Here is a 19,257-nt window from a genome sequence, read left to right as displayed (position 1 = left end):
TCCTTCATGTCGCCGGCTGTCCGGACCCGCCCAGCCTGAATAACTCCAATGACTAGATGAAATATAGCACCAGCGGAGGCTCAGCGAAGGGTTTTCCACAGGGCCCGCTCCCGCGACCGGGGATCCTCCACAACCCGGGAGTCGGCGTCGAATCGCATCGTGGCCCTCCGGCCGGGGTCATACCTGGGCCAGCCGGGGTCTCCTGTGGCAGCGAAGGCGAGCCACGCGGCGTGCATCGTGTGCGCAAGCTGCTGCGGCGGTTCGCTTCCCAGCAGCGGACCGAAGAGCGGCGCGTCCGCGGCGGCAGTATCGAAGACGAACGGAACCTCAAGCGCGTGCACCGCGCCGAGGCCAGGCGAGGCGAGGCCCAGGCGAACTCGTACATGTACGTGCCCGAGGTGGTGGAGCTCGCGTGCGCGTCGGCCAGGCGTATGGCGGGGATCCGCATCCACCAGTCCGTCTGCACCGCTGCCAGCAGATCGCCGGGAACCGCCTCGGGGTACCTCGCCCGGTAGGCGGACAGTGCAGGACCGGCCGTCAGCCCGTAGGCCGCCAGGGACTGATAGCCGTAAGTGCGCACCGGACCGGTCAGCATCTCGTCCGTAATGCCTGCCAGCGCGCCGCTGACGAACAGAAACAGCCGCCAGTCGTCGGTATTTGTGCCGACGATGACGTCCACCTGCCTGCCGGATCCGGCAGCGATCCGCTCGATCGGAGGGCCGGGCAGGATGTCGCCGTCGACCACGGGCTGCCATGGCATAGCGCTCGCCACCACAGCCTTGCCCCATCGTTCCGGGTCCGGGTCGGCGAGCAGCTCGCCCTTCAGCTCCGCCTGCGCCGCCAGCAGACGCTGGACCCCGACGCCGGCGATCGCCTCACGCGTCGCTGTCACCCCCAGTTTTCCAGCCAGGTACCCGGCGATGCGCAGCGCGTCCGCGGCAGGCGTTACCTGATGGGCTGCGCCGCTCTGCAGGATCGCCCGCCGGAAAAGGCCTTCGGCGCGGGGCATCGAGAGCAGCATGCCGATGCTCATCGCCCCTGCGGACTCGCCGAAGACGGTCACGTTGCCGGGGTCCCCGCCGAAGGCCGAGATGTTCTCCCGCACCCATTGCAGCGCGGCTACTTGGTCGAGCAGGCCGAGGTTCGCGATTCCGTCGCCGAGATACAGGAACCCCTCCGCGCCCGGACGCCAATTGACGACGACGCAGACCACCCCGTCCCGGGCGAAGCGGCTCCCGTCGTAGGCCGCCGTCGAGCTGATCTCGAACATTCCACCCTGAATCCACACCATCACCGGCAGGTCAGCCCCGCCGGGCCCCGGCGTCCAGATGTTGAGGTTCAGGCACTCGCCGGACGGCGCGGCGCGCTCCACATCCGCAAAGGCATTGACTACTTCCGACCAGTCCTCCGAAGCCCCCGCCGCCGGACCGCCCATGGATGGCGGCGCCACCTGCGGGGGCTCCGGCCCAAGCCTCGTGGCGCTCCGGACACCGGACCAACCCAACGCAGGCTGTGGCGGCCGGAGACGGTTCGCGCCGGTCGGCGGCGCCGCATACGGGACTCCGAGGAAGGTGTACACCCCATCGGCGAAGCTGCCCCGCAGTTCCCCCTGGGCCGTCGCGACCAACACGTTCATCACACCATCGTGGAAGCAGCAGCCGGGGCAGGTAAGGGGCGTTGGTCCCGAGCCCCGCGGATGTGCAGGACAGACAAAAAAGAACAGCCCCGCTGCGAGTGCAGCGGGGCTGTTCTTACGTCACGGGGACCGTCAGACGGCCACCCCGATCAGAGATCTAACAAAGATCAGCAAGTACTACTTGAGGATCTTGGTAACGCGTCCCGAACCAACGGTGCGGCCGCCTTCGCGGATAGCGAAGCCGAGGCCATCTTCCATGGCGATGGGCTGGATGAGCGCAACGGTCATCTCAGTGTTGTCGCCAGGCATAACCATTTCCGTGCCTTCCGGCAGGGTGATAACGCCGGTTACGTCCGTGGTGCGGAAGTAGAACTGCGGGCGGTAGTTGGAGTAGAACGGGTTGTGACGTCCGCCTTCGTCCTTGGAGAGGATGTAGACGTTTGCCTCGAAGTCGGTGTGCGGGGTGATGGAACCCGGCTTGACGACAACCTGGCCACGCTCGACATCGTCGCGCTTCAGACCGCGGAGCAGGAGGCCACAGTTCTCGCCGGCCCATGCTTCGTCGAGCTGCTTGTGGAACATCTCGATACCGGTAACCGTGGTCTTCTGGACCGGGCGGATGCCGACGATCTCGACCTCGGAGTTGATGGCGAGGGTTCCACGCTCGGCGCGGCCCGTAACAACGGTGCCACGGCCGGTGATCGTGAAGACATCTTCGATCGGCATCAGGAACGGCTTGTCACGGTCACGTACGGGGTCCGGAACGGACTCGTCGACAGCTTCCATGAGGTCCTCGACGGACTTGACCCAAACCGGGTCGCCTTCGAGAGCCTTCAGACCGGAGACGCGGACAACCGGAGCTTCATCGCCATCGAAGCCCTGAGCCGAAAGCAGCTCGCGAACTTCCATTTCGACGAGGTCGAGGAGCTCTTCGTCATCGACCATGTCCGACTTGTTCAGTGCGACCAGCAGGTAGGGGACACCAACCTGGCGGGCGAGCAGGACGTGCTCGCGGGTCTGAGCCATCGGGCCGTCAGTGGCGGCAACCACGAGGATTGCACCGTCCATCTGTGCAGCACCGGTGATCATGTTCTTGATGTAGTCAGCGTGACCCGGGGCGTCTACGTGTGCGTAGTGGCGCTTCTCGGTCTGGTACTCAACGTGCGAGATGTTGATGGTAATGCCGCGCTGACGCTCTTCGGGAGCAGAGTCAATGGACGCGAAGTCACGCTGCTCGTTGAGAGACGGGTACTTGTCGTACAGCACCTTGGAAATCGCGGCCGTCAACGTCGTCTTACCGTGGTCAACGTGACCAATGGTGCCGATGTTAACGTGCGGCTTAGTCCGCTCGAACTTTGCCTTTGCCACAGGTTCCTCCTAGAACGTTTTCAAATGACTTACCCTTCGACCGCGCTTGTCGCGGCGAAACTTCAGTAAGTCTACTTGGGGGGCTTTGGATTGATGAAATTGCAGATTCAGGAACTAATACTAGTCCCTCGAGCCTGTCGGTGCAGATGGCCGCTCCCGGCTTGACCGGAAGGCGCTGGCCGGAACCGGCCACCTGCACCAGGTGAATCTCCGATGTCGGAGAAGCACCCGAGTTTGTTGCTGCGACAGTCGTGGAGACTACTCGCCGCGGTTCTTCTGGATGATCTCGTCGGCGTAAGCCTTCGGGACCTCGGCGTAGCTGTGGAAAGTCATGGAGTACACAGCGCGGCCCTGGGTCTTCGAACGCAGGTCACCGATGTAGCCGAACATGCCGGACAGCGGGACGTGCGCACGGATGACCTTGACGCCCTGCGCATCTTCCATGGACTGCATCTGGCCACGGCGGGAGTTGAGGTCACCGATAACTTCACCCATGTATTCCTCAGGGGTGCGGACCTCGACATCCATCAGCGGTTCGAGCAGAACAGGGTTCGCCTTGCGTGCGGCTTCCTTGAAAGCCATACGGCCGGCGATCTTGAACGCCATTTCCGAGGAGTCAACATCGTGGTACGCGCCGTCAATCAGCGTGGCCTTGATGCCGACAACCGGATAGCCAGCCAGGACGCCGTCGTTCAGCGCATCCTGGATACCGGCGTCAACCGACGGGATGTATTCGCGCGGAATACGTCCACCGGTGACCTTGTTCGAGAACTCGTACATCTCGCCATCGGACGTGTCCAGCGGCTCGATCGCAATCTGGATCTTTGCGAACTGGCCGGAACCACCGGTCTGCTTCTTGTGCGTGTAGTCGTGACGCTCTACAGCACGCTTGATGGTTTCGCGGTACGCAACCTGGGGCTTGCCCACGTTTGCCTCGACCTTGAATTCGCGGCGCATGCGGTCCACCAGGATGTCCAGGTGGAGCTCGCCCATGCCGGCGATGATCGTCTGGCCGGTGTCTTCGTTGAGGGAGACCTGGAAGGTCGGGTCCTCAGCGGAGAGCTTCTGGATGGCCGTGGAGAGCTTCTCCTGGTCACCCTTGGTGTTCGGCTCGATCGCAACAGAGATCACGGGCTCCGGGAAGCTCATGGACTCGAGGACGATCTGGTTGCTGGAGTCGCACAGGGTGTCACCCGTGGTCGTATCCTTCAGACCGATCGCTGCGTAGATGTGGCCGGCGGTAGCGCCGTCAACCGGCATTTCCTTGTTGGCGTGCATCTGGAACAGCTTGCCGATGCGCTCCTTCTTGCCCTTGGTGGAGTTAACCACCTGGGAACCGGCTTCGACGTGACCGGAGTACACGCGAATGAAGGTCAGCTGGCCGAAGAACGGGTGCGTGGCAATCTTGAACGCCAGAGCCGAGAACGGCTCTTCGGAAGACGGCTTGCGCGTCAGTTCCTTCTCTTCGTCGCGGGGATCGTGACCGATCATCGGCGGGACGTCGAGCGGGTTCGGCAGGTAGTCGACGACGGCGTCAAGCATCGGCTGGACACCGCGGTTCTTGAAGGCGGAGCCACAGAACACCGGGTACAGCTCGGAGTTGATCGTCATCTTGCGGATGCCGGCCTTGAGCTCGTCCTCGGAGATTTCTTCGCCTTCGAGGTACTTCTCCATGAGCTCTTCGGAGGACTCTGCAACGGTCTCAATGAGCGTTGCGCGGTACTCTTCAGCCTTTTCCTTGAGGTCAGCCGGGATCTCCTGGATCTCGTACTTGGCACCCATGGTGACGTCACCCTTGGAGTCGCCGGGCCAGACCAGTGCGCGCATGTAAAGAAGGTCGACGACGCCGATGAAGTCGTTCTCGGCGCCGATCGGCAGCTGCATGACGAGCGGCTTGGCACCGAGGCGGCTGATGATGGTGTCGACGGTGAAGTAGAAGTCAGCGCCGAGCTTGTCCATCTTGTTGACGAAGCAGATGCGCGGGACGTTGTACTTGTCGGCCTGGCGCCAAACAGTCTCAGACTGCGGCTCCACGCCTTCCTTGCCATCGAACACGGCAACTGCACCGTCGAGGACGCGCAGGGAGCGCTCAACCTCAACCGTGAAGTCCACGTGGCCGGGGGTGTCAATGATGTTGATCTGGTTGTTTTCCCAGAAGCAGGTCACGGCGGCAGACGTGATGGTGATGCCGCGTTCCTTTTCCTGTTCCATCCAGTCAGTCGTCGAAGCGCCGTCGTGCGTTTCGCCGATCTTGTGGTTCACACCCGTGTAGAACAGGATGCGCTCGGTAGTGGTGGTCTTGCCAGCATCAATGTGGGCCATGATGCCGATATTGCGGACCTTGCTAAGGTCGGTAAGCACGTCCTGTGCCACGGTGTCTCCCTTTCGGATGGACTGCACGTTCGCCGCCGGCTCTGTTGAGCCGGCGGCGTCCGGGAAGTATTACCAGCGGTAGTGTGCGAAGGCCTTGTTGGACTCGGCCATCTTGTGGGTGTCTTCGCGACGCTTCACAGCGGCACCGAGACCGTTGGAGGCGTCCAGAATTTCGTTCTGGAGGCGCTCGGTCATGGTCTTCTCGCGGCGGGCCTTGGAGTAGCCAACCAGCCAGCGCAGAGCGAGGGCGGTGGAGCGACCCGGCTTGACCTCAACCGGAACCTGGTAGGTGGCGCCACCGACGCGGCGGGAGCGGACCTCGAGGGAAGGCTTGACGTTCTCCATGGCCTTCTTGAGGGCTGCAACCGGGTCGCCGCCGGACTTGGCACGAGCACCTTCGAGTGCACCGTAGACGATGCGCTCGGCGGTGGACTTCTTGCCGTCAACGAGCACCTTGTTGATCAGCTGGGTGACCAGCGGGGAGCCGTAAACGGGATCTAGAACTAGCGGCCGCTTGGGGGCCGGACCCTTGCGAGGCATATTACTTCTTCTCCATCTTTGCGCCGTAGCGGCTACGAGCCTGCTTACGGTTCTTGACACCCTGGGTATCGAGGGCGCCACGGACGATCTTGTAGCGGACACCCGGAAGGTCCTTAACGCGGCCGCCACGGACGAGCACAATGGAGTGCTCCTGCAGGTTGTGGCCTACACCGGGGATGTAAGCAGTGACTTCAACGCCACCGTTGAGGCGCACACGTGCAACCTTACGCAGAGCCGAGTTCGGCTTCTTCGGGGTCGTCGTGTACACGCGGGTGCAAACACCGCGGCGCATCGGGCTGCCGTTAAGCGCGGGGGCCTTGGTCTTCTTGACCTTAGGCGTGCGGCCCTTGCGGACCAGCTGGTTAATCGTAGGCACTCTCGTGTTCTCCGTTTTATCCGGAGCGGCCGTTGGCAGCCGCTCTCTTGTCGCTGCGCCCCGCCGCTCGAGCTTTGAAGTTCTCTCCAGAGCAGCTGAGGCGAAGCCTTAATAGTCGGACCGCACACCGGGATCCGCGGACTTCCATCCTGAATTGCCCCTAGGCATGCGAAAATGTGGCATACGTTGCACAGAAACCCTGCAAACCGGAAACGTCGTCCTGGTTGAACCTATCGGCTGCAACCGGCGCACTCATCCACTGCCACAATAACAATTAGTCTCAAGTCTAACACGGACGGGTCCCAGCCCTTAATCGGCGCGGAACCAAGCCCCTCCGGGGTCTCCCTTAAACAGCAACGCGGGGTCACTTTGAGCCCAATCCGAGGTGCGGATTGGGCCGTAAGTGACCCCGCGTTGCTGTTTAGCCGTTAGCGGAAGTCGCTGCCCAGGTCGTAGTCATCCAGCGGGATGGCGTGGAACTCAGGAGCTCCGTCGCCACCCAGGGAATCGTAGGAGAAGTCACTGAACGCGCTGGGGCCGGTGAACAGGTTGGCCTTTGCTTCTTCAGTGGGCTCCACGGTGACCTCGGTGTAGCGCGGGAGACCCGTGCCGGCCGGGATGAGCTTACCGATGATGACGTTTTCCTTGAGGCCGAGCAGCGGATCGCTCTTGCCTTCCATGGCCGCCTGCGTCAGGACGCGGGTGGTCTCCTGGAAGGAAGCTGCGGACAGCCAGGACTCGGTCGCCAGGGACGCCTTCGTGATGCCCATGAGCTCGGGACGGCCGGAAGCCGGCGTCTTGCCCTCGGACACAACACGGCGGTTGGCATCTTCGAAGCGGCTGCGCTCGGCGAGCTCGCCGGGCAGCAGGTCCGATTCGCCGGACTCGATGACCGTGACGCGGCGCAGCATCTGGCGGACGATAACCTCGACGTGCTTGTCGTGGATACCGATGCCCTGGCTGCGGTACACGCCCTGGACCTCGTCCACCAGGAACTTCTGCGCGGCACGGGGGCCCATGATGCGCAGAACCTGCTTGGGGTCGACCGGGCCGTTGATGAGCTTCTGGCCGACGCTGACGTGCTCGCCGTCTTCGATGAGAAGACGTGAACGGCGCAGGACCGGGTAAGCGATCTCTTCGGATCCGTCATCCGGGGTGATGACCAGGCGCATCTGGCGCTCGGACTCTTCGATGGTGATGCGGCCGGCTGCTTCAGCAATCGGTGCGACACCCTTCGGAGTACGGGCTTCGAAAAGCTCCTGGATACGGGGCAGACCCTGGGTGATGTCGTCGCCACCGCTGGAGGAAACAGCACCACCGGTGTGGAACGTACGCATGGTCAGCTGGGTACCCGGCTCACCGATGGACTGCGCGGCGATGATGCCGACTGCCTCACCGATGTCGACGGTCTTGCCCGTGGCCAGCGAACGGCCGTAGCACAGGGCGCAGGTGCCGACGCTGGACTCACAGGTGAGTACGGAGCGGACCTTGACCTCGGTGATGCCGGCTGCGAACAGTTCGGCAATGACGACGTCGCCGCAGTCGGTGCCGCCTGCTGCCAGGACCTTGCCCTTGGCGTCAACGACGTCCACGGCCAGGGTGCGGGCGTAGGCGCTGTTCTCGACGTTCTCGTCCAGGACCAGCTCGCCGTTGGAGTCTGCGACGGCGATGGCGGTCATGAGACCACGCTCGGTGCCGCAGTCCTCTTCACGGACGATGACGTCCTGCGATACGTCCACCAGGCGACGGGTCAGGTAACCCGAGTTGGCGGTACGCAGCGCGGTGTCAGCCAGACCCTTACGGGCACCGTGCGTGGCGATGAAGTATTCCAGCACCGACAGGCCCTCGCGGTAGGAGGACTTGATCGGACGCGGGATGATCTCGCCCTTAGGGTTGGCCACCAGGCCACGGATACCCGCAATCTGGCGGACCTGCATCCAGTTACCACGTGCACCGGAGGACACCATGCGGTTGATGGTGTTCATCGGGGAGAGGCTGTCACGCATCGCCTGGGCGATCTCGTTCGTGGCCTTGTTCCAGATTTCGATCAGTTCCTGGCGACGCTCGTCGTCGTCGATCAGGCCCTTGTCGTACTGGCCCTGGATCTTGGCAGCCATGGTCTCGTAGCCGGCGAGGATCCGCGGCTTGTCCTGGGGCACCTCGATGTCGGAGATGGCGACGGTGACGCCGGACCGGGTGGCCCAGTAGAAACCGGCATCCTTCAGGTTGTCCAGCGTCGCCGCCGTGACCACCTTCGGGTAGCGCTCGGCCAGGTCGTTGACGATCCGGGACAGTTCGCCCTTGTCAGCAACATCCTCAACCCACGGGTAGTCCTCGGGCAGGGTCTCGTTGAAGAGGACCTGGCCCAGGGAGGTCTGGACGAGCACGGTCTGACCCGGCTCCCAGCCTTCCGGAGCTTCCCAGCCGGCGTAAGGGACAAAGCCCTCAAGCCGGATCTTGACCTGGGAGTTCAGGTGCAGCTCGTGCAGGTCGTACGCCATGATGGCTTCCGAGACGGAGGAGAAGATCCGGCCCTCGCCAGCTGAACCGACACGCTTGGTGGTCAGGTGGTAGAGGCCGATGATCATATCCTGCGAAGGCAGCGTCACCGGGCGGCCGTCAGAGGGCTTCAGGATGTTGTTCGAGGACAGCATCAGGATGCGGGCTTCAGCCTGGGCTTCGGGGCTCAGCGGCAGGTGGACTGCCATCTGGTCGCCGTCGAAGTCGGCGTTGAAGGCGCCACAAACCAGCGGGTGAAGCTGGATTGCCTTGCCTTCAACAAGCTGCGGTTCGAACGCCTGGATGCCGAGACGGTGCAGGGTAGGTGCACGGTTCAGCAGCACGGGGTGCTCGGTGATGATCTCTTCGAGAACATCCCAGACCTGCGGGCGGTAGCGCTCGACCATACGCTTGGCCGACTTGATGTTCTGCGCGTGGTTGAGGTCAACCAGGCGCTTCATCACGAACGGCTTGAAGAGCTCCAGCGCCATCTGCTTCGGCAGACCACACTGGTGCAGCTTCAGCTGCGGGCCGACGACGATAACCGAACGGCCCGAGTAGTCAACGCGCTTACCCAGGAGGTTCTGGCGGAAACGACCCTGCTTGCCCTTGAGCATGTCGCTCAGGGACTTCAGCGGACGGTTGCCAGGTCCGGTGACCGGACGGCCGCGGCGGCCGTTGTCGAAGAGGCTGTCAACAGCTTCCTGAAGCATGCGCTTCTCGTTGTTGACGATGATCTCCGGAGCACCGAGATCAAGCAGTCGCTTGAGACGGTTGTTGCGGTTGATCACGCGGCGGTAGAGGTCGTTGAGGTCGGAGGTCGCGAAGCGGCCACCGTCCAGCTGGACCATCGGGCGCAGTTCCGGCGGGATCACCGGGACGGCGTCCAGCACCATGCCGAGCGGGCTGTTGTTGGTGGTCAGGAACGCGTTGACCACCTTGAGCCGCTTCAGGGCGCGGGTCTTGCGCTGGCCCTTGCCGTTGGCGATGATGTCGCGGAGCATGTCCGACTCGGCCTGCATGTCGAAGTTCTCAAGACGCTTCTTGATGGCCTCGGCACCCATGGAGCCTTCGAAGTACATGCCGTAGCGGTCGCGCAGTTCGCGGTACAGGCCTTCGTCACCTTCGAGGTCAGCGACCTTGAGGTTCTTGAAGCGGTCCCAGACCTGCTCGAGGCGCTCGATCTCAGCATCCGCGCGCTTGCGGACGTTGGCCATCTGGCGGTCAGCGGAGTCGCGGGCCTTCTTCTTGTCGGCAGCCTTGGCGCCTTCGCCTTCGAGACGGGCAAGCTCGTTCTCGAGGTCGCGGGCGATCGTGGCGATGTCGGAGTCGCGGTTGTCGATCAGCTGCTTCTTCTCGATGTCGTGCTCAACCTGGAGGTTGGGCAGTTCTTCGTGGCGGCTGTCGGCGTCGACGCTCGTGATCATGTAGGCGGCGAAGTAGATGACCTTTTCGAGGTCCTTCGGTGCCAGGTCAAGGAGGTAGCCCAGGCGGGACGGAACACCCTTGAAGTACCAGATGTGCGTGACCGGGGCGGCCAGCTCGATGTGGCCCATGCGCTCACGGCGGACCTTTGCGCGGGTGACCTCAACGCCACACCGCTCGCAGATGATGCCCTTGAAGCGCACGCGCTTGTACTTACCGCAGTAGCATTCCCAGTCGCGGGACGGGCCGAAGATCTTCTCGCAGAAGAGGCCGTCCTTCTCGGGCTTGAGCGTGCGGTAGTTGATGGTTTCCGGCTTCTTAACCTCGCCGTAAGACCAGCCACGGATGTCTTCCGCGGTGGCGAGGCCGATCTGCATGAGGCCGAAGGAGGATTCGCTGGACATATGGTCCCTGTTCTCTCTTGTTCTCTAAATTCTGAAGTCTTGGGTTACGGGAAGAGGGAGGTTGCTTACGACGGCGGGGGCGAACCCGCCGTCGTAAGCCCCCTTGCTAAACCTCTTCTACGGAACTGGGCTCTGCACGAGACAGATCGATGCCCAGTTCTTCCGCAGCCGTGAAGACTGCGTCATCAGAGTCACGCATTTCAATTGTGGTTCCGTCCGTGGAAAGAACTTCCACGTTCAGGCACAGCGACTGCATTTCCTTGATCAAGACCTTGAAGGACTCAGGAACGCCCGGCTCCGGGATGTTCTCGCCCTTGACGATGGCTTCGTAGACCTTCACACGACCATGGATGTCATCCGACTTGATCGTGAGGAGCTCCTGGAGCGTGTAGGCGGCGCCGTAAGCTTCGAGCGCCCACACTTCCATTTCACCGAAGCGCTGGCCACCGAACTGTGCCTTACCACCCAGCGGCTGCTGCGTGATCATGGAGTACGGGCCGGTGGAGCGCGCGTGGATCTTGTCGTCCACCAGGTGGTGGAGCTTCAGGATGTACATGTAGCCGACCGAGATCGGATCCGGGAACGGCTCGCCGGAGCGGCCGTCGAACAGGCGGGTCTTGCCTGAGGAGTTGATCAGGCGGACGCCGTCGCGGGTGACGTTGGTGGAGTCGAGGAGACCAGTGATTTCCTCTTCACGCGCACCGTCGAAGACCGGCGTTGCAACAGTGGTCGAGCCACTCTCGCGCGGCAGGTTCGGCAGCTGCTTGACCCACTCGGGCTCGCCTTCGATCTTCCAGCCGGTCTTGGCAACCCAGCCGAGGTGCGTTTCCAGCACCTGGCCGACGTTCATACGGCCCGGGACACCCAGCGGGTTCAGGACGATATCAACGGGGGTACCGTCGGCAAGGAAGGGCATGTCCTCGATCGGGAGGATCTTGGAGATAACACCCTTGTTGCCGTGACGGCCGGCGAGCTTGTCGCCGTCGGTGATCTTGCGCTTGGCAGCGACGTAGACGCGGACCAGCTGGTTGACGCCCGGGGGCAGCTCGTCGTCGTTGTCGCGGTCGAAGACGCGGACGCCGATGACGGTGCCGGACTCGCCGTGCGGAACCTTCAGGGAGGTGTCGCGCACTTCGCGGGACTTCTCACCGAAGATGGCGCGCAGCAGGCGCTCTTCCGGGGTCAGCTCGGTCTCGCCCTTGGGCGTGACCTTTCCGACCAGGATGTCGCCGGCTTCGACCTCGGCACCGATGTGGATGATGCCGCGCTCGTCCAGGCCTGCCAGGACTTCCTCGGACACGTTGGGGATGTCACGGGTGATTTCCTCGGCACCAAGCTTGGTGTCGCGGGCATCGATCTCGTGCTCCTCGATGTGGATGGAGGAAAGAACGTCCTCGGCAACAATGCGCTGCGAGAGGATGATGGCGTCCTCGAAGTTGTGGCCTTCCCATGACATGAATGCCACGAGGAGGTTCTTACCGAGGGCGAGCTCGCCCTGGTCCGTCGCCGGGCCGTCAGCGATGATGCCGCCGACCTCCAGGCGCTGGCCTTCGTTCACCAGGACACGGTTGTTGTAGCAGTTGCCCTGGTTGGAGCGGGCGAACTTGTTGATGCGGTAGTTGGTTTCCGTACCGTCGTCGTTGAGCACGATGACGAGTTCAGCGGAGACCTCGGTGACCACACCGGCCTTCTTGGCGATGGTGACGTCACCGGCGTCGACAGCTGCGGCGCGTTCCATGCCGGTACCGACAAACGGCGCCTCGGAACGGACCAGCGGCACGGCCTGGCGCTGCATGTTGGCACCCATGAGTGCGCGGTTTGCATCGTCATGCTCAAGGAACGGGATCAGGGCCGTAGCCACGGACACCATCTGGCGCGGGGAAACGTCCATGAACTCGACGTCGGCGGCGGGAACCAGCACGGGCTCGCCTCCACCACCGCGGGCACGGACGAGGACGGTCTCTTCGGCGAACTTCTTGTTCGCGTCGAGCGGAGCGTTGGCCTGTGCAATCAGGACCTCTGCCTCGTCGTCGGCGGTGAGGTACTGGACCTCATCGGAGACAACACCCTCGGCCACGAGGCGGTACGGGGTCTCGATGAAGCCGAACGGGTTGATGCGTCCGTAGGAAGCCAGCGAACCGATCAGACCAATGTTCGGGCCTTCAGGAGTTTCGATGGGGCACATACGTCCGTAGTGGGACGGGTGGACGTCTCGGACTTCCATGCCTGCACGGTCACGGGACAGACCACCCGGGCCAAGCGCCGACAGACGGCGCTTGTGGGTCAGACCCGACAGCGGGTTGTTCTGGTCCATGAACTGGGACAGCTGGGAGGTTCCGAAGAACTCCTTGATGGCTGCCACGACGGGGCGGATGTTGATCAGCGTCTGCGGCGTGATGGCCTCGACGTCCTGGGTCGTCATACGCTCGCGGACGACGCGCTCCATACGGGACAGGCCGGTGCGGACCTGGTTCTCGATGAGCTCGCCGACGGCGCGGATGCGGCGGTTGCCGAAGTGGTCGATGTCATCGATCTCAACGCGCAGCTCGTGGTCCTGGCCGTCGCGCTTGCCCGTGAGGGTCTTCTCACCGGCGTGCAGGGCAACCAGGAACTTGATCATGGCGACGATGTCTTCAACGTGCAGGACAGACGCTTCCTTGTCGCCAAGGGAGCGGTCGATGCCAAGCTTGCGGTTGATCTTGTAGCGGCCAACCTTGGCCAGATCGTAGCGCTTGGAGTTGAAGTACAGGTTGTCCAGCAGGGACTGGGCAGCCTCGACCGTGGGCGGCTCGCCCGGTCGCAGCTTCCGGTAGATGTCCAGCAAGGCGTCTTCGCGGGTTTCGGTGGCGTCCTTCTCCAGCGTTGCGCGCATGGAGTCGTACTGGCCGAACTCTTCGAGGATCTGGCCTTCGGTCCAGCCGAGGGCCTTCAGCAGCACCGTGACGGACTGCTTGCGCTTGCGGTCGAGGCGAACGCCGACCTGGTCGCGCTTGTCGATTTCGAGTTCGAACCAGGCGCCGCGGGACGGAATGATCTTCGCGGTGAAGATGTCCTTGTCGCTGGTCTTGTCGGCGGTGCGCTCAAAGTAGGCGCCCGGGGAGCGGACCAGCTGGGAGACGACGACACGCTCGGTGCCGTTGACGACGAAGGTGCCCTTCTCAGTCATCAGCGGGAAGTCACCCATGAACACGGTCTGCTGCTTGATTTCGCCCGTGTTGTTGTTCATGAATTCGGCCTTGACGTACAGCGGAGCCGAGTATGTTGCGTCCCGGTCCTTGCACTCAGCCATGGTGTACTTCGGATCAGCGAACTCCGGCTCGGAGAAGCTCAGGGACATGGTGCCCTGGAAATCCTCGATCGGGGAGATCTCTTCAAAGATGTCGGACAGACCCGAGGAGGTGGCGACGCTGAGGTCGCCTTCTTCGACGGCCTTGGCTACGCGTGCCTGCCAGCGTTCGTTACCGACCAGCCAGTCAAAGCTGTCGGTTTGCAGGGCAAGCAGATTCGGAACGTCAAGCGGTTCGTGAATCTTTGCGAATGAGAGCCGGCGGGTTGCACCGTCGGTGCTGTCGGCATTGATAGCGGTAGCGTTGTTTACATTAGAGGTGCTCGAGGCGACCAAGAGGGATCCTTCCACAGACCTTCAGGCGTTGTCAGATCTCCCCCGCTATGCACCCTGCGAAAGTGACTCCGCAGTGCTACCAGTCCGGTTCCGCTATATGACCCGGGACCCGCGCTGACCATGATGGTGCCGTTGTTGACGGCACATTGATGGCGCAGCAGCCAGGCTAAGCCCACCGCTATATGAAGGCTGAAGGTAAACAGGGAAGACGCAAATATCTACGATACGGCAAAGCAACCTACTTGTCTACCCCACTTCGCCCGGGATTGCAAGCACTGGGTCCGGCGCCCGGATGGGGTATATGGGGAGCGGACATCGCGGCCGCGAGGCAGCGGGTGCCGCAGGCAGGTCAGCAGGCGCTACCGGCGCCAAATGGCTCCGTGACAGGGGTCACGATAACCTTGAAGTACATCGTCCAAGATCGGAAGAGATAACCATGAGCAACTCTGCAGACAACAATGATGTTGTCATCCTCGCCGCTGCCCGCACTCCGCAGGGCCGCCTCAACGGCCAGCTCGCCAGCTTCACGGCGGTGGAGCTCGGCGCCCACGCCATCCGGGCGGCCCTGGCGGCCAGCGGAGTGAAGGCCGAGCAGGTGGACTCGGTGATCATGGGCCAGGTGCTGCAGGCCGGGGCGGGCCAGAACCCCGCCCGCCAGAGCGCCATCGGCGCCGGCATCGGCTGGAACGTCCCCACCGTCACCATCAACAAGGTCTGCCTGTCCGGGCTGACCGCGGTGATCGACGCCGCCCGGATGATCCGCAGCGGCGACGCCACGGTGGTGGTCGCCGGCGGCCAGGAGTCCATGACCCGCGCACCGCACATCCTCCCCGGCTCCCGGCAGGGCTGGACCTACGGCTCCATCCAGGCGCTCGATGTCGCAGCCCATGACGGGCTGACCGACGCCTTCGACGGGCAGTCCATGGGACTGTCCACCGAGACCAAGAACCTCACGCTGGGCATTGACCGCGCATCCCAGGACGAGGTGGCGGCAGCGTCCCACCAGCGCGCTGCCCGCGCCGCCAAGGACGGGGTGTACGACGGTGAAATCGCCCCGATCAGCGTCAAGCAGCGCAAGGGCGACCCGATCACCCTGTCCGCCGACGAAGGAATCCGTCCGGACACCACGGTGGGCTCACTGGCCGGCCTGCGGGCGGCGTTCGTTACGGACGGCACCATCACCGCCGGCAACTCCTCTCCCCTGTCCGACGGCGCCTCCGCGCTCGTGCTCAGCTCGCGGCAGTTCGCCGAGGACAACGGGCTCGAGTACCTCGCCGTCGTCGGTAAGCCCGGGCAGGTGGCCGGGCCGGACAACTCCCTGCACTCCCAGCCCTCCAACGCGATCCAGAACGCATTGCACAAGGCCGGCTGGTCCGCCACGGATCTGGACTTCATCGAGATCAACGAGGCCTTCGGCTCCGTTGCAGTCCAGTCGCTAAAGGACCTCGACTACCCGCTGGAGAAGTGCAACATCCATGGCGGCGCAATCGCCCTGGGCCATCCGATCGGGGCTTCCGGCGCCCGGTTGGCCCTGCATGCGGCGCACGAGCTGAAGCGGCGCGGCACCGGCAAGGCTGCCGTCTCCCTGTGCGGCGGCGGCGGCCAGGGCGAAGCGCTCCTGCTGTTCCGCGACTGAGCACCGTGAACCAGCCTGCAGTCCCTGGCAGCGGCGCGGCCAGCGCTGGCGGCGCCGGTGAAGGCGGCCGCAACGGCGCCGGCCGGGAGCGGTTCCTGGCCGATGCCGCCGCTAGGGGCCTGCACGTCCGGCTCGTCGAGCGGCTGGCCGCCAACAGCCTCGAGGAGGCGGCGCACATCCTGGGGATCCAGCCCGGGGATATCGTGAAGTCGCTGGTGGTCAAGCACAAGGACGGGAGTTTCCTGTTCGCCCTCATCCCTGGCGACCGGCAGATCTCCTGGCCCAAGCTCCGGGCATTGCTCGGCGTCAACAAGCTCTCGCTCCCGGCGGCGGATGTCGCACTGGACGCCACGGGCTACGAGCGCGGCACCATCACCCCGCTCGGCAGTACCGTGGCCTGGCCCGTTTACGCGGACCGGAGCATCACGGGCCGGCGGATTTCCATGGGCGCCGGCGAACACGGCTACAGCGCGTTCGTGGACGCCGACGAATTGACAGCCGCCCTCGGTGCCGTAGTCGCCGACATCTCCGAACCGAACTGACCCCGGCCGGTAAGGCGCCAGGCCATGGGACCGGAGGTTTTGTGACCCGGCCGGGTTAACCGTGCCGGGTTAACAAACAACGCGGGGTCACTTCCGGCCCATCCCACCCACTGGGACGGACCGGAAGTGACCCCGCGTTGCTGTTTCGCTGACGCCGTCCCGGCAGGCCGCCGGGGCCGTCAACGCAGGAAACCCCGCCCACCGGAGTGGACGGGGTTTCCCGGAGCAGAACGGAAACGCGAGGTTCCCGGCCGGTTCCAGAAGGGGCGAGTTACTTGAGGGTAACGCGTGCGCCGGCTTCTTCGAGCTGTGCAACAGCCTTCTCGGCAGCTTCCTTGGTGACACCTTCGAGAACAGCCTTCGGAGCGCTGTCAACCAGGTCCTTGGCTTCCTTGAGACCCAGGGAAGTGATCGCGCGAACTTCCTTGATGACTGCAATCTTCTTGTCGCCCGGGTGCTCCAGGACTACGTCGAATGCGGTCTTCTCTTCTTCTTCTGCAGCAGCGCCGGCAGCGGGGCCAGCAACAGCAACAGCAGCAGCGGTAACTTCGAAGGTCTCTTCGAAGAGCTTAACGAACTCAGAGAGCTCGATGATGGTCAGTTCCTTGAAAGCTTCAATGAGCTCTTCGTTGGTGAGCTTCGCCATGGTGTGGCGTCCTTCCTATAGTGGTGCTCGGCGGCCCGGGGGCTGCCTTCACACCGGAGTCTGGTTTAGAGAGTTAGTTCTCTTCGGGGGCTGCAGCGTCGGCCGGAGCCTCAGCGGCGGCGTCAGCCGGAGCTTCAGCGGGAGCTTCTTCAGCGGCGGGCGCTTCGGCTTCTGCCGGTGCACCGTTCTCTTCTTCAAGCTTGAGGCGCAGCGCGTCGATGATGCGTGCAGCGGCGGCAGCAGGAGCCTTGAGGATGCCTGCAACCTTGGCGAGCTGCAGCTCGCGGGACTCGAGTGCTGCCAGGGCAGCAACTTCGCTGGCGTTCAGTGCCTTGCCCTCGAAGTAACCGGTCTTGATAACCAGCTGCTTGTTGGTCTTGGCAAAATCCGTCAGGCTCTTGGCAGCGGCAACTGCGTCACCCTTGATGAACGCGATTGCAGTGGGGCCGGCGAGCTGACCGTCGAATGCTTCGACACCAGCTTCCTTGGCTGCAATGGCGGTCAGGGTGTTCTTGACGACCGAGAACTTGGTGTCCTGGCCGAGAGAGACACGCAGCTGCTTGAGCTGTGCAACGGTGAGCCCACGGTATTCGGTCAGGACAGCGGCGTTCGATTCCTTGAAATCGTTAGTGATCTCAGCTACTGCTGAAACCTTGCTAGGCGTTGCCATAACCCTCCTTCCGGGGATAGTGCCGGCGTTTCCCGGTCCCCGCTCAAAAGAGCTAAAAACTAAAAACGCCCCGCGCAGATGCACGGGGCTTGTCTCGACGCGGTCCATGACCGCGGAGCTTTGCTTCGTTCACCTGCGCCGGCCGCCCTCTGTTCAGGGTCCTTCGTCTGGAGATCCACTGGCTCTCCCGGCGCGACTGCAGAAGTGAGTCTTGCTTGGGAGAGTGGATTTCCAACAACCGACGGTCTTTGGTCCCCCCAGCTTACGCGAGACGGGGCGCGTGCTCCAAATCGGCGGCCGGCACGCAGGTCAGCTGACGCTCGGGCCGAAGTCCGGGAGCTCCTTTTGCCAGATGCCCGTCACGCCCGCCGTGGTGAACCCCAGCTGCTGGTTGACCTTGAGCAGGTAGCGGTTCTCCGGAGCGTTCCACGTGTAGAGGACCCGGGCATCCGGGAACTGCTCGGCGAGCCGCTCCATGTTCGCGACCTTGATCAGCAGGCCAAGCTTGTTGCCGCGGTGCTCCCGAAGGACCATTGTGTCGTCCTGGAACACGACGTCGGGGCGCAGCGCAAGCACGCTGATGGTGGTCAGTCCAACGAGCTCGCCGCTGGCGATGTGTTCGACGGCGGTGACCACCGTCCGGCGGCCCTGCGCGATGGCGACTTCTTCCGCCGCACGGAGGATGCCGCCGTCGAACACCATGACTGTGTCGTCGACGCCGGGCACGCCGTCTTCGCCGGCGCTGTTTTCCAGCGCGGCGACGGCTTCAAGCCACTGGTCCGGGCACCGGTCCGTCCAGTGGTGCAGGCGGTAACGGCCGCCGTTGGCCTCCTCGGCTTCAGTTTCCAGCTCCTCGACCAGTTCGCTGTCGAGGGGAAGCGTGCAGGCACTGAATTGTTCAATGTGCTGCAGGGTGTAGCCGGTGTGCCGGGCGAACTCCACCTCCCGGCTGTTCAGCGGGACGAAGCCAAGGCCCGTGCCGGGCACCAGCTGATCCGCCGAGTTGTCACCTAGTGAGGCACTGGGATGGTTCGTGTCGATCAGGATCGTGTGGCGGCCCTCGTCACGGGCGAAGTGCTCCGCGGCTTCGAGCAGCTGCCGCCCCACGCCCTGGCCCTGGAACTCCGGCAGGATGTCGAGGGCGAATTCAGCCAGGTCGAGGTTATCCGCGAGGGGCAGCGCGATGTCAACGGTCCCGACAATCTCGCCGTCGACCTTGGCCACGAGGATGACCTGGCGCTCGTACGGGTCTGCCATCTCCAGGAGTTTTTCCTGAGGCGCGTAGGCGAGGTCATCGCTCCCCCAGGTCTGCATGCGCACCTTGCGTCCCACTTCGACGGCGGCAATGAAGTCTGCGGCGTCCTGCCCGTCCAGCGAATCGGGGATCCATAGCTGTTCAATCCGTACGTCGTTTGCCATAGAGGGCATCATCCCAGCCATTCTGCCGTCCACCACTGGTGCCGGAAGCCCGGCAGCAGCCGGGCTTTCACCCGTCAGCATATGCCGGTTTCGGTTGCCTT

The 19,257-nt window shown here is 63.5% G+C and carries 12 protein-coding genes; 2 read left to right on the top strand and 10 right to left on the bottom strand.

What is annotated here, in order from left to right; genetic code table 11:
* Nucleotides 1–52: 52 nt before the first annotated feature.
* From AC1DC5_RS01695 to rpoB, 7 genes are all read right to left on the bottom strand, one after another.
* Nucleotides 53–1,636: a carboxylesterase/lipase family protein gene (locus AC1DC5_RS01695; protein ID WP_476863977.1), complete on the bottom strand. Its 1,584-nt coding sequence runs from the start codon at nucleotides 1,634–1,636 to the stop codon at nucleotides 53–55.
* Nucleotides 1,637–1,813: 177 nt separating this feature from the next.
* The gene (gene tuf, locus AC1DC5_RS01690) at nucleotides 1,814–3,004 is read right to left on the bottom strand and encodes an elongation factor Tu (protein WP_441404340.1); all 1,191 of its coding nucleotides are present in this window, start codon (nucleotides 3,002–3,004) and stop codon (nucleotides 1,814–1,816) included.
* 258 nt (nucleotides 3,005–3,262) lie between these two features.
* Complete coding sequence (gene fusA / locus AC1DC5_RS01685; RefSeq protein WP_441404339.1) at nucleotides 3,263–5,377, bottom strand: elongation factor G; 2,115 nt, start codon at nucleotides 5,375–5,377, stop codon at nucleotides 3,263–3,265.
* 69 nt (nucleotides 5,378–5,446) lie between these two features.
* A complete protein-coding gene (gene rpsG / locus AC1DC5_RS01680) occupies nucleotides 5,447–5,917 on the bottom strand; it encodes a 30S ribosomal protein S7 (protein ID WP_011692813.1) in 471 nt (156 codons plus the stop codon).
* Nucleotide 5,918: 1 nt separating this feature from the next.
* Nucleotides 5,919–6,293, bottom strand: coding sequence for a 30S ribosomal protein S12 (rpsL, locus tag AC1DC5_RS01675; protein ID WP_011692814.1), 375 nt, complete (start codon nucleotides 6,291–6,293; stop codon nucleotides 5,919–5,921).
* Between the two features lie 428 nt (nucleotides 6,294–6,721).
* Nucleotides 6,722–10,621: a DNA-directed RNA polymerase subunit beta' gene (locus AC1DC5_RS01670; protein ID WP_441404338.1), complete on the bottom strand. Its 3,900-nt coding sequence runs from the start codon at nucleotides 10,619–10,621 to the stop codon at nucleotides 6,722–6,724.
* A 106-nt stretch (nucleotides 10,622–10,727) separates the two neighbouring features.
* A complete protein-coding gene (gene rpoB / locus AC1DC5_RS01665) occupies nucleotides 10,728–14,243 on the bottom strand; it encodes a DNA-directed RNA polymerase subunit beta (protein WP_476863976.1) in 3,516 nt (1,171 codons plus the stop codon).
* A 436-nt stretch (nucleotides 14,244–14,679) separates the two neighbouring features.
* Between rpoB and AC1DC5_RS01660 the strand changes: the two genes are divergently transcribed.
* Together AC1DC5_RS01660 and AC1DC5_RS01655 are read left to right on the top strand one after the other, a co-directional pair.
* Nucleotides 14,680–15,879 carry an acetyl-CoA C-acetyltransferase gene (locus AC1DC5_RS01660; RefSeq protein WP_476863975.1) on the top strand — a complete coding sequence of 400 codons (1,200 nt, stop codon included), beginning with the start codon at nucleotides 14,680–14,682 and terminating at the stop codon, nucleotides 15,877–15,879.
* 95 nt (nucleotides 15,880–15,974) lie between these two features.
* The gene (locus tag AC1DC5_RS01655) at nucleotides 15,975–16,421 is read left to right on the top strand and encodes an aminoacyl-tRNA deacylase (RefSeq protein ID WP_476864157.1); all 447 of its coding nucleotides are present in this window, start codon (nucleotides 15,975–15,977) and stop codon (nucleotides 16,419–16,421) included.
* Nucleotides 16,422–16,692: 271 nt separating this feature from the next.
* On the opposite strand, the gene rplL is transcribed toward AC1DC5_RS01655, so the two are convergent.
* From rplL to AC1DC5_RS01640, 3 genes are all read right to left on the bottom strand, one after another.
* On the bottom strand, nucleotides 16,693–17,067 hold the full coding sequence (gene rplL, locus AC1DC5_RS01650; protein ID WP_224047278.1) for a 50S ribosomal protein L7/L12: 375 nt from the start codon (nucleotides 17,065–17,067) through the stop codon (nucleotides 16,693–16,695).
* A 73-nt stretch (nucleotides 17,068–17,140) separates the two neighbouring features.
* Nucleotides 17,141–17,737 carry a 50S ribosomal protein L10 gene (gene rplJ, locus AC1DC5_RS01645; RefSeq protein ID WP_441406853.1) on the bottom strand — a complete coding sequence of 199 codons (597 nt, stop codon included), beginning with the start codon at nucleotides 17,735–17,737 and terminating at the stop codon, nucleotides 17,141–17,143.
* A gap of 309 nt (nucleotides 17,738–18,046) precedes the next feature.
* Nucleotides 18,047–19,156, bottom strand: coding sequence for a GNAT family N-acetyltransferase (locus AC1DC5_RS01640; protein ID WP_476863974.1), 1,110 nt, complete (start codon nucleotides 19,154–19,156; stop codon nucleotides 18,047–18,049).
* Between the last annotated feature and the right edge of the window lie 101 nt (nucleotides 19,157–19,257).

It is taken from the genome of Arthrobacter sp. 10L424 (genome assembly GCF_056395325.1).
This window is presented reverse-complemented; position numbering and strand designations above follow the sequence as displayed.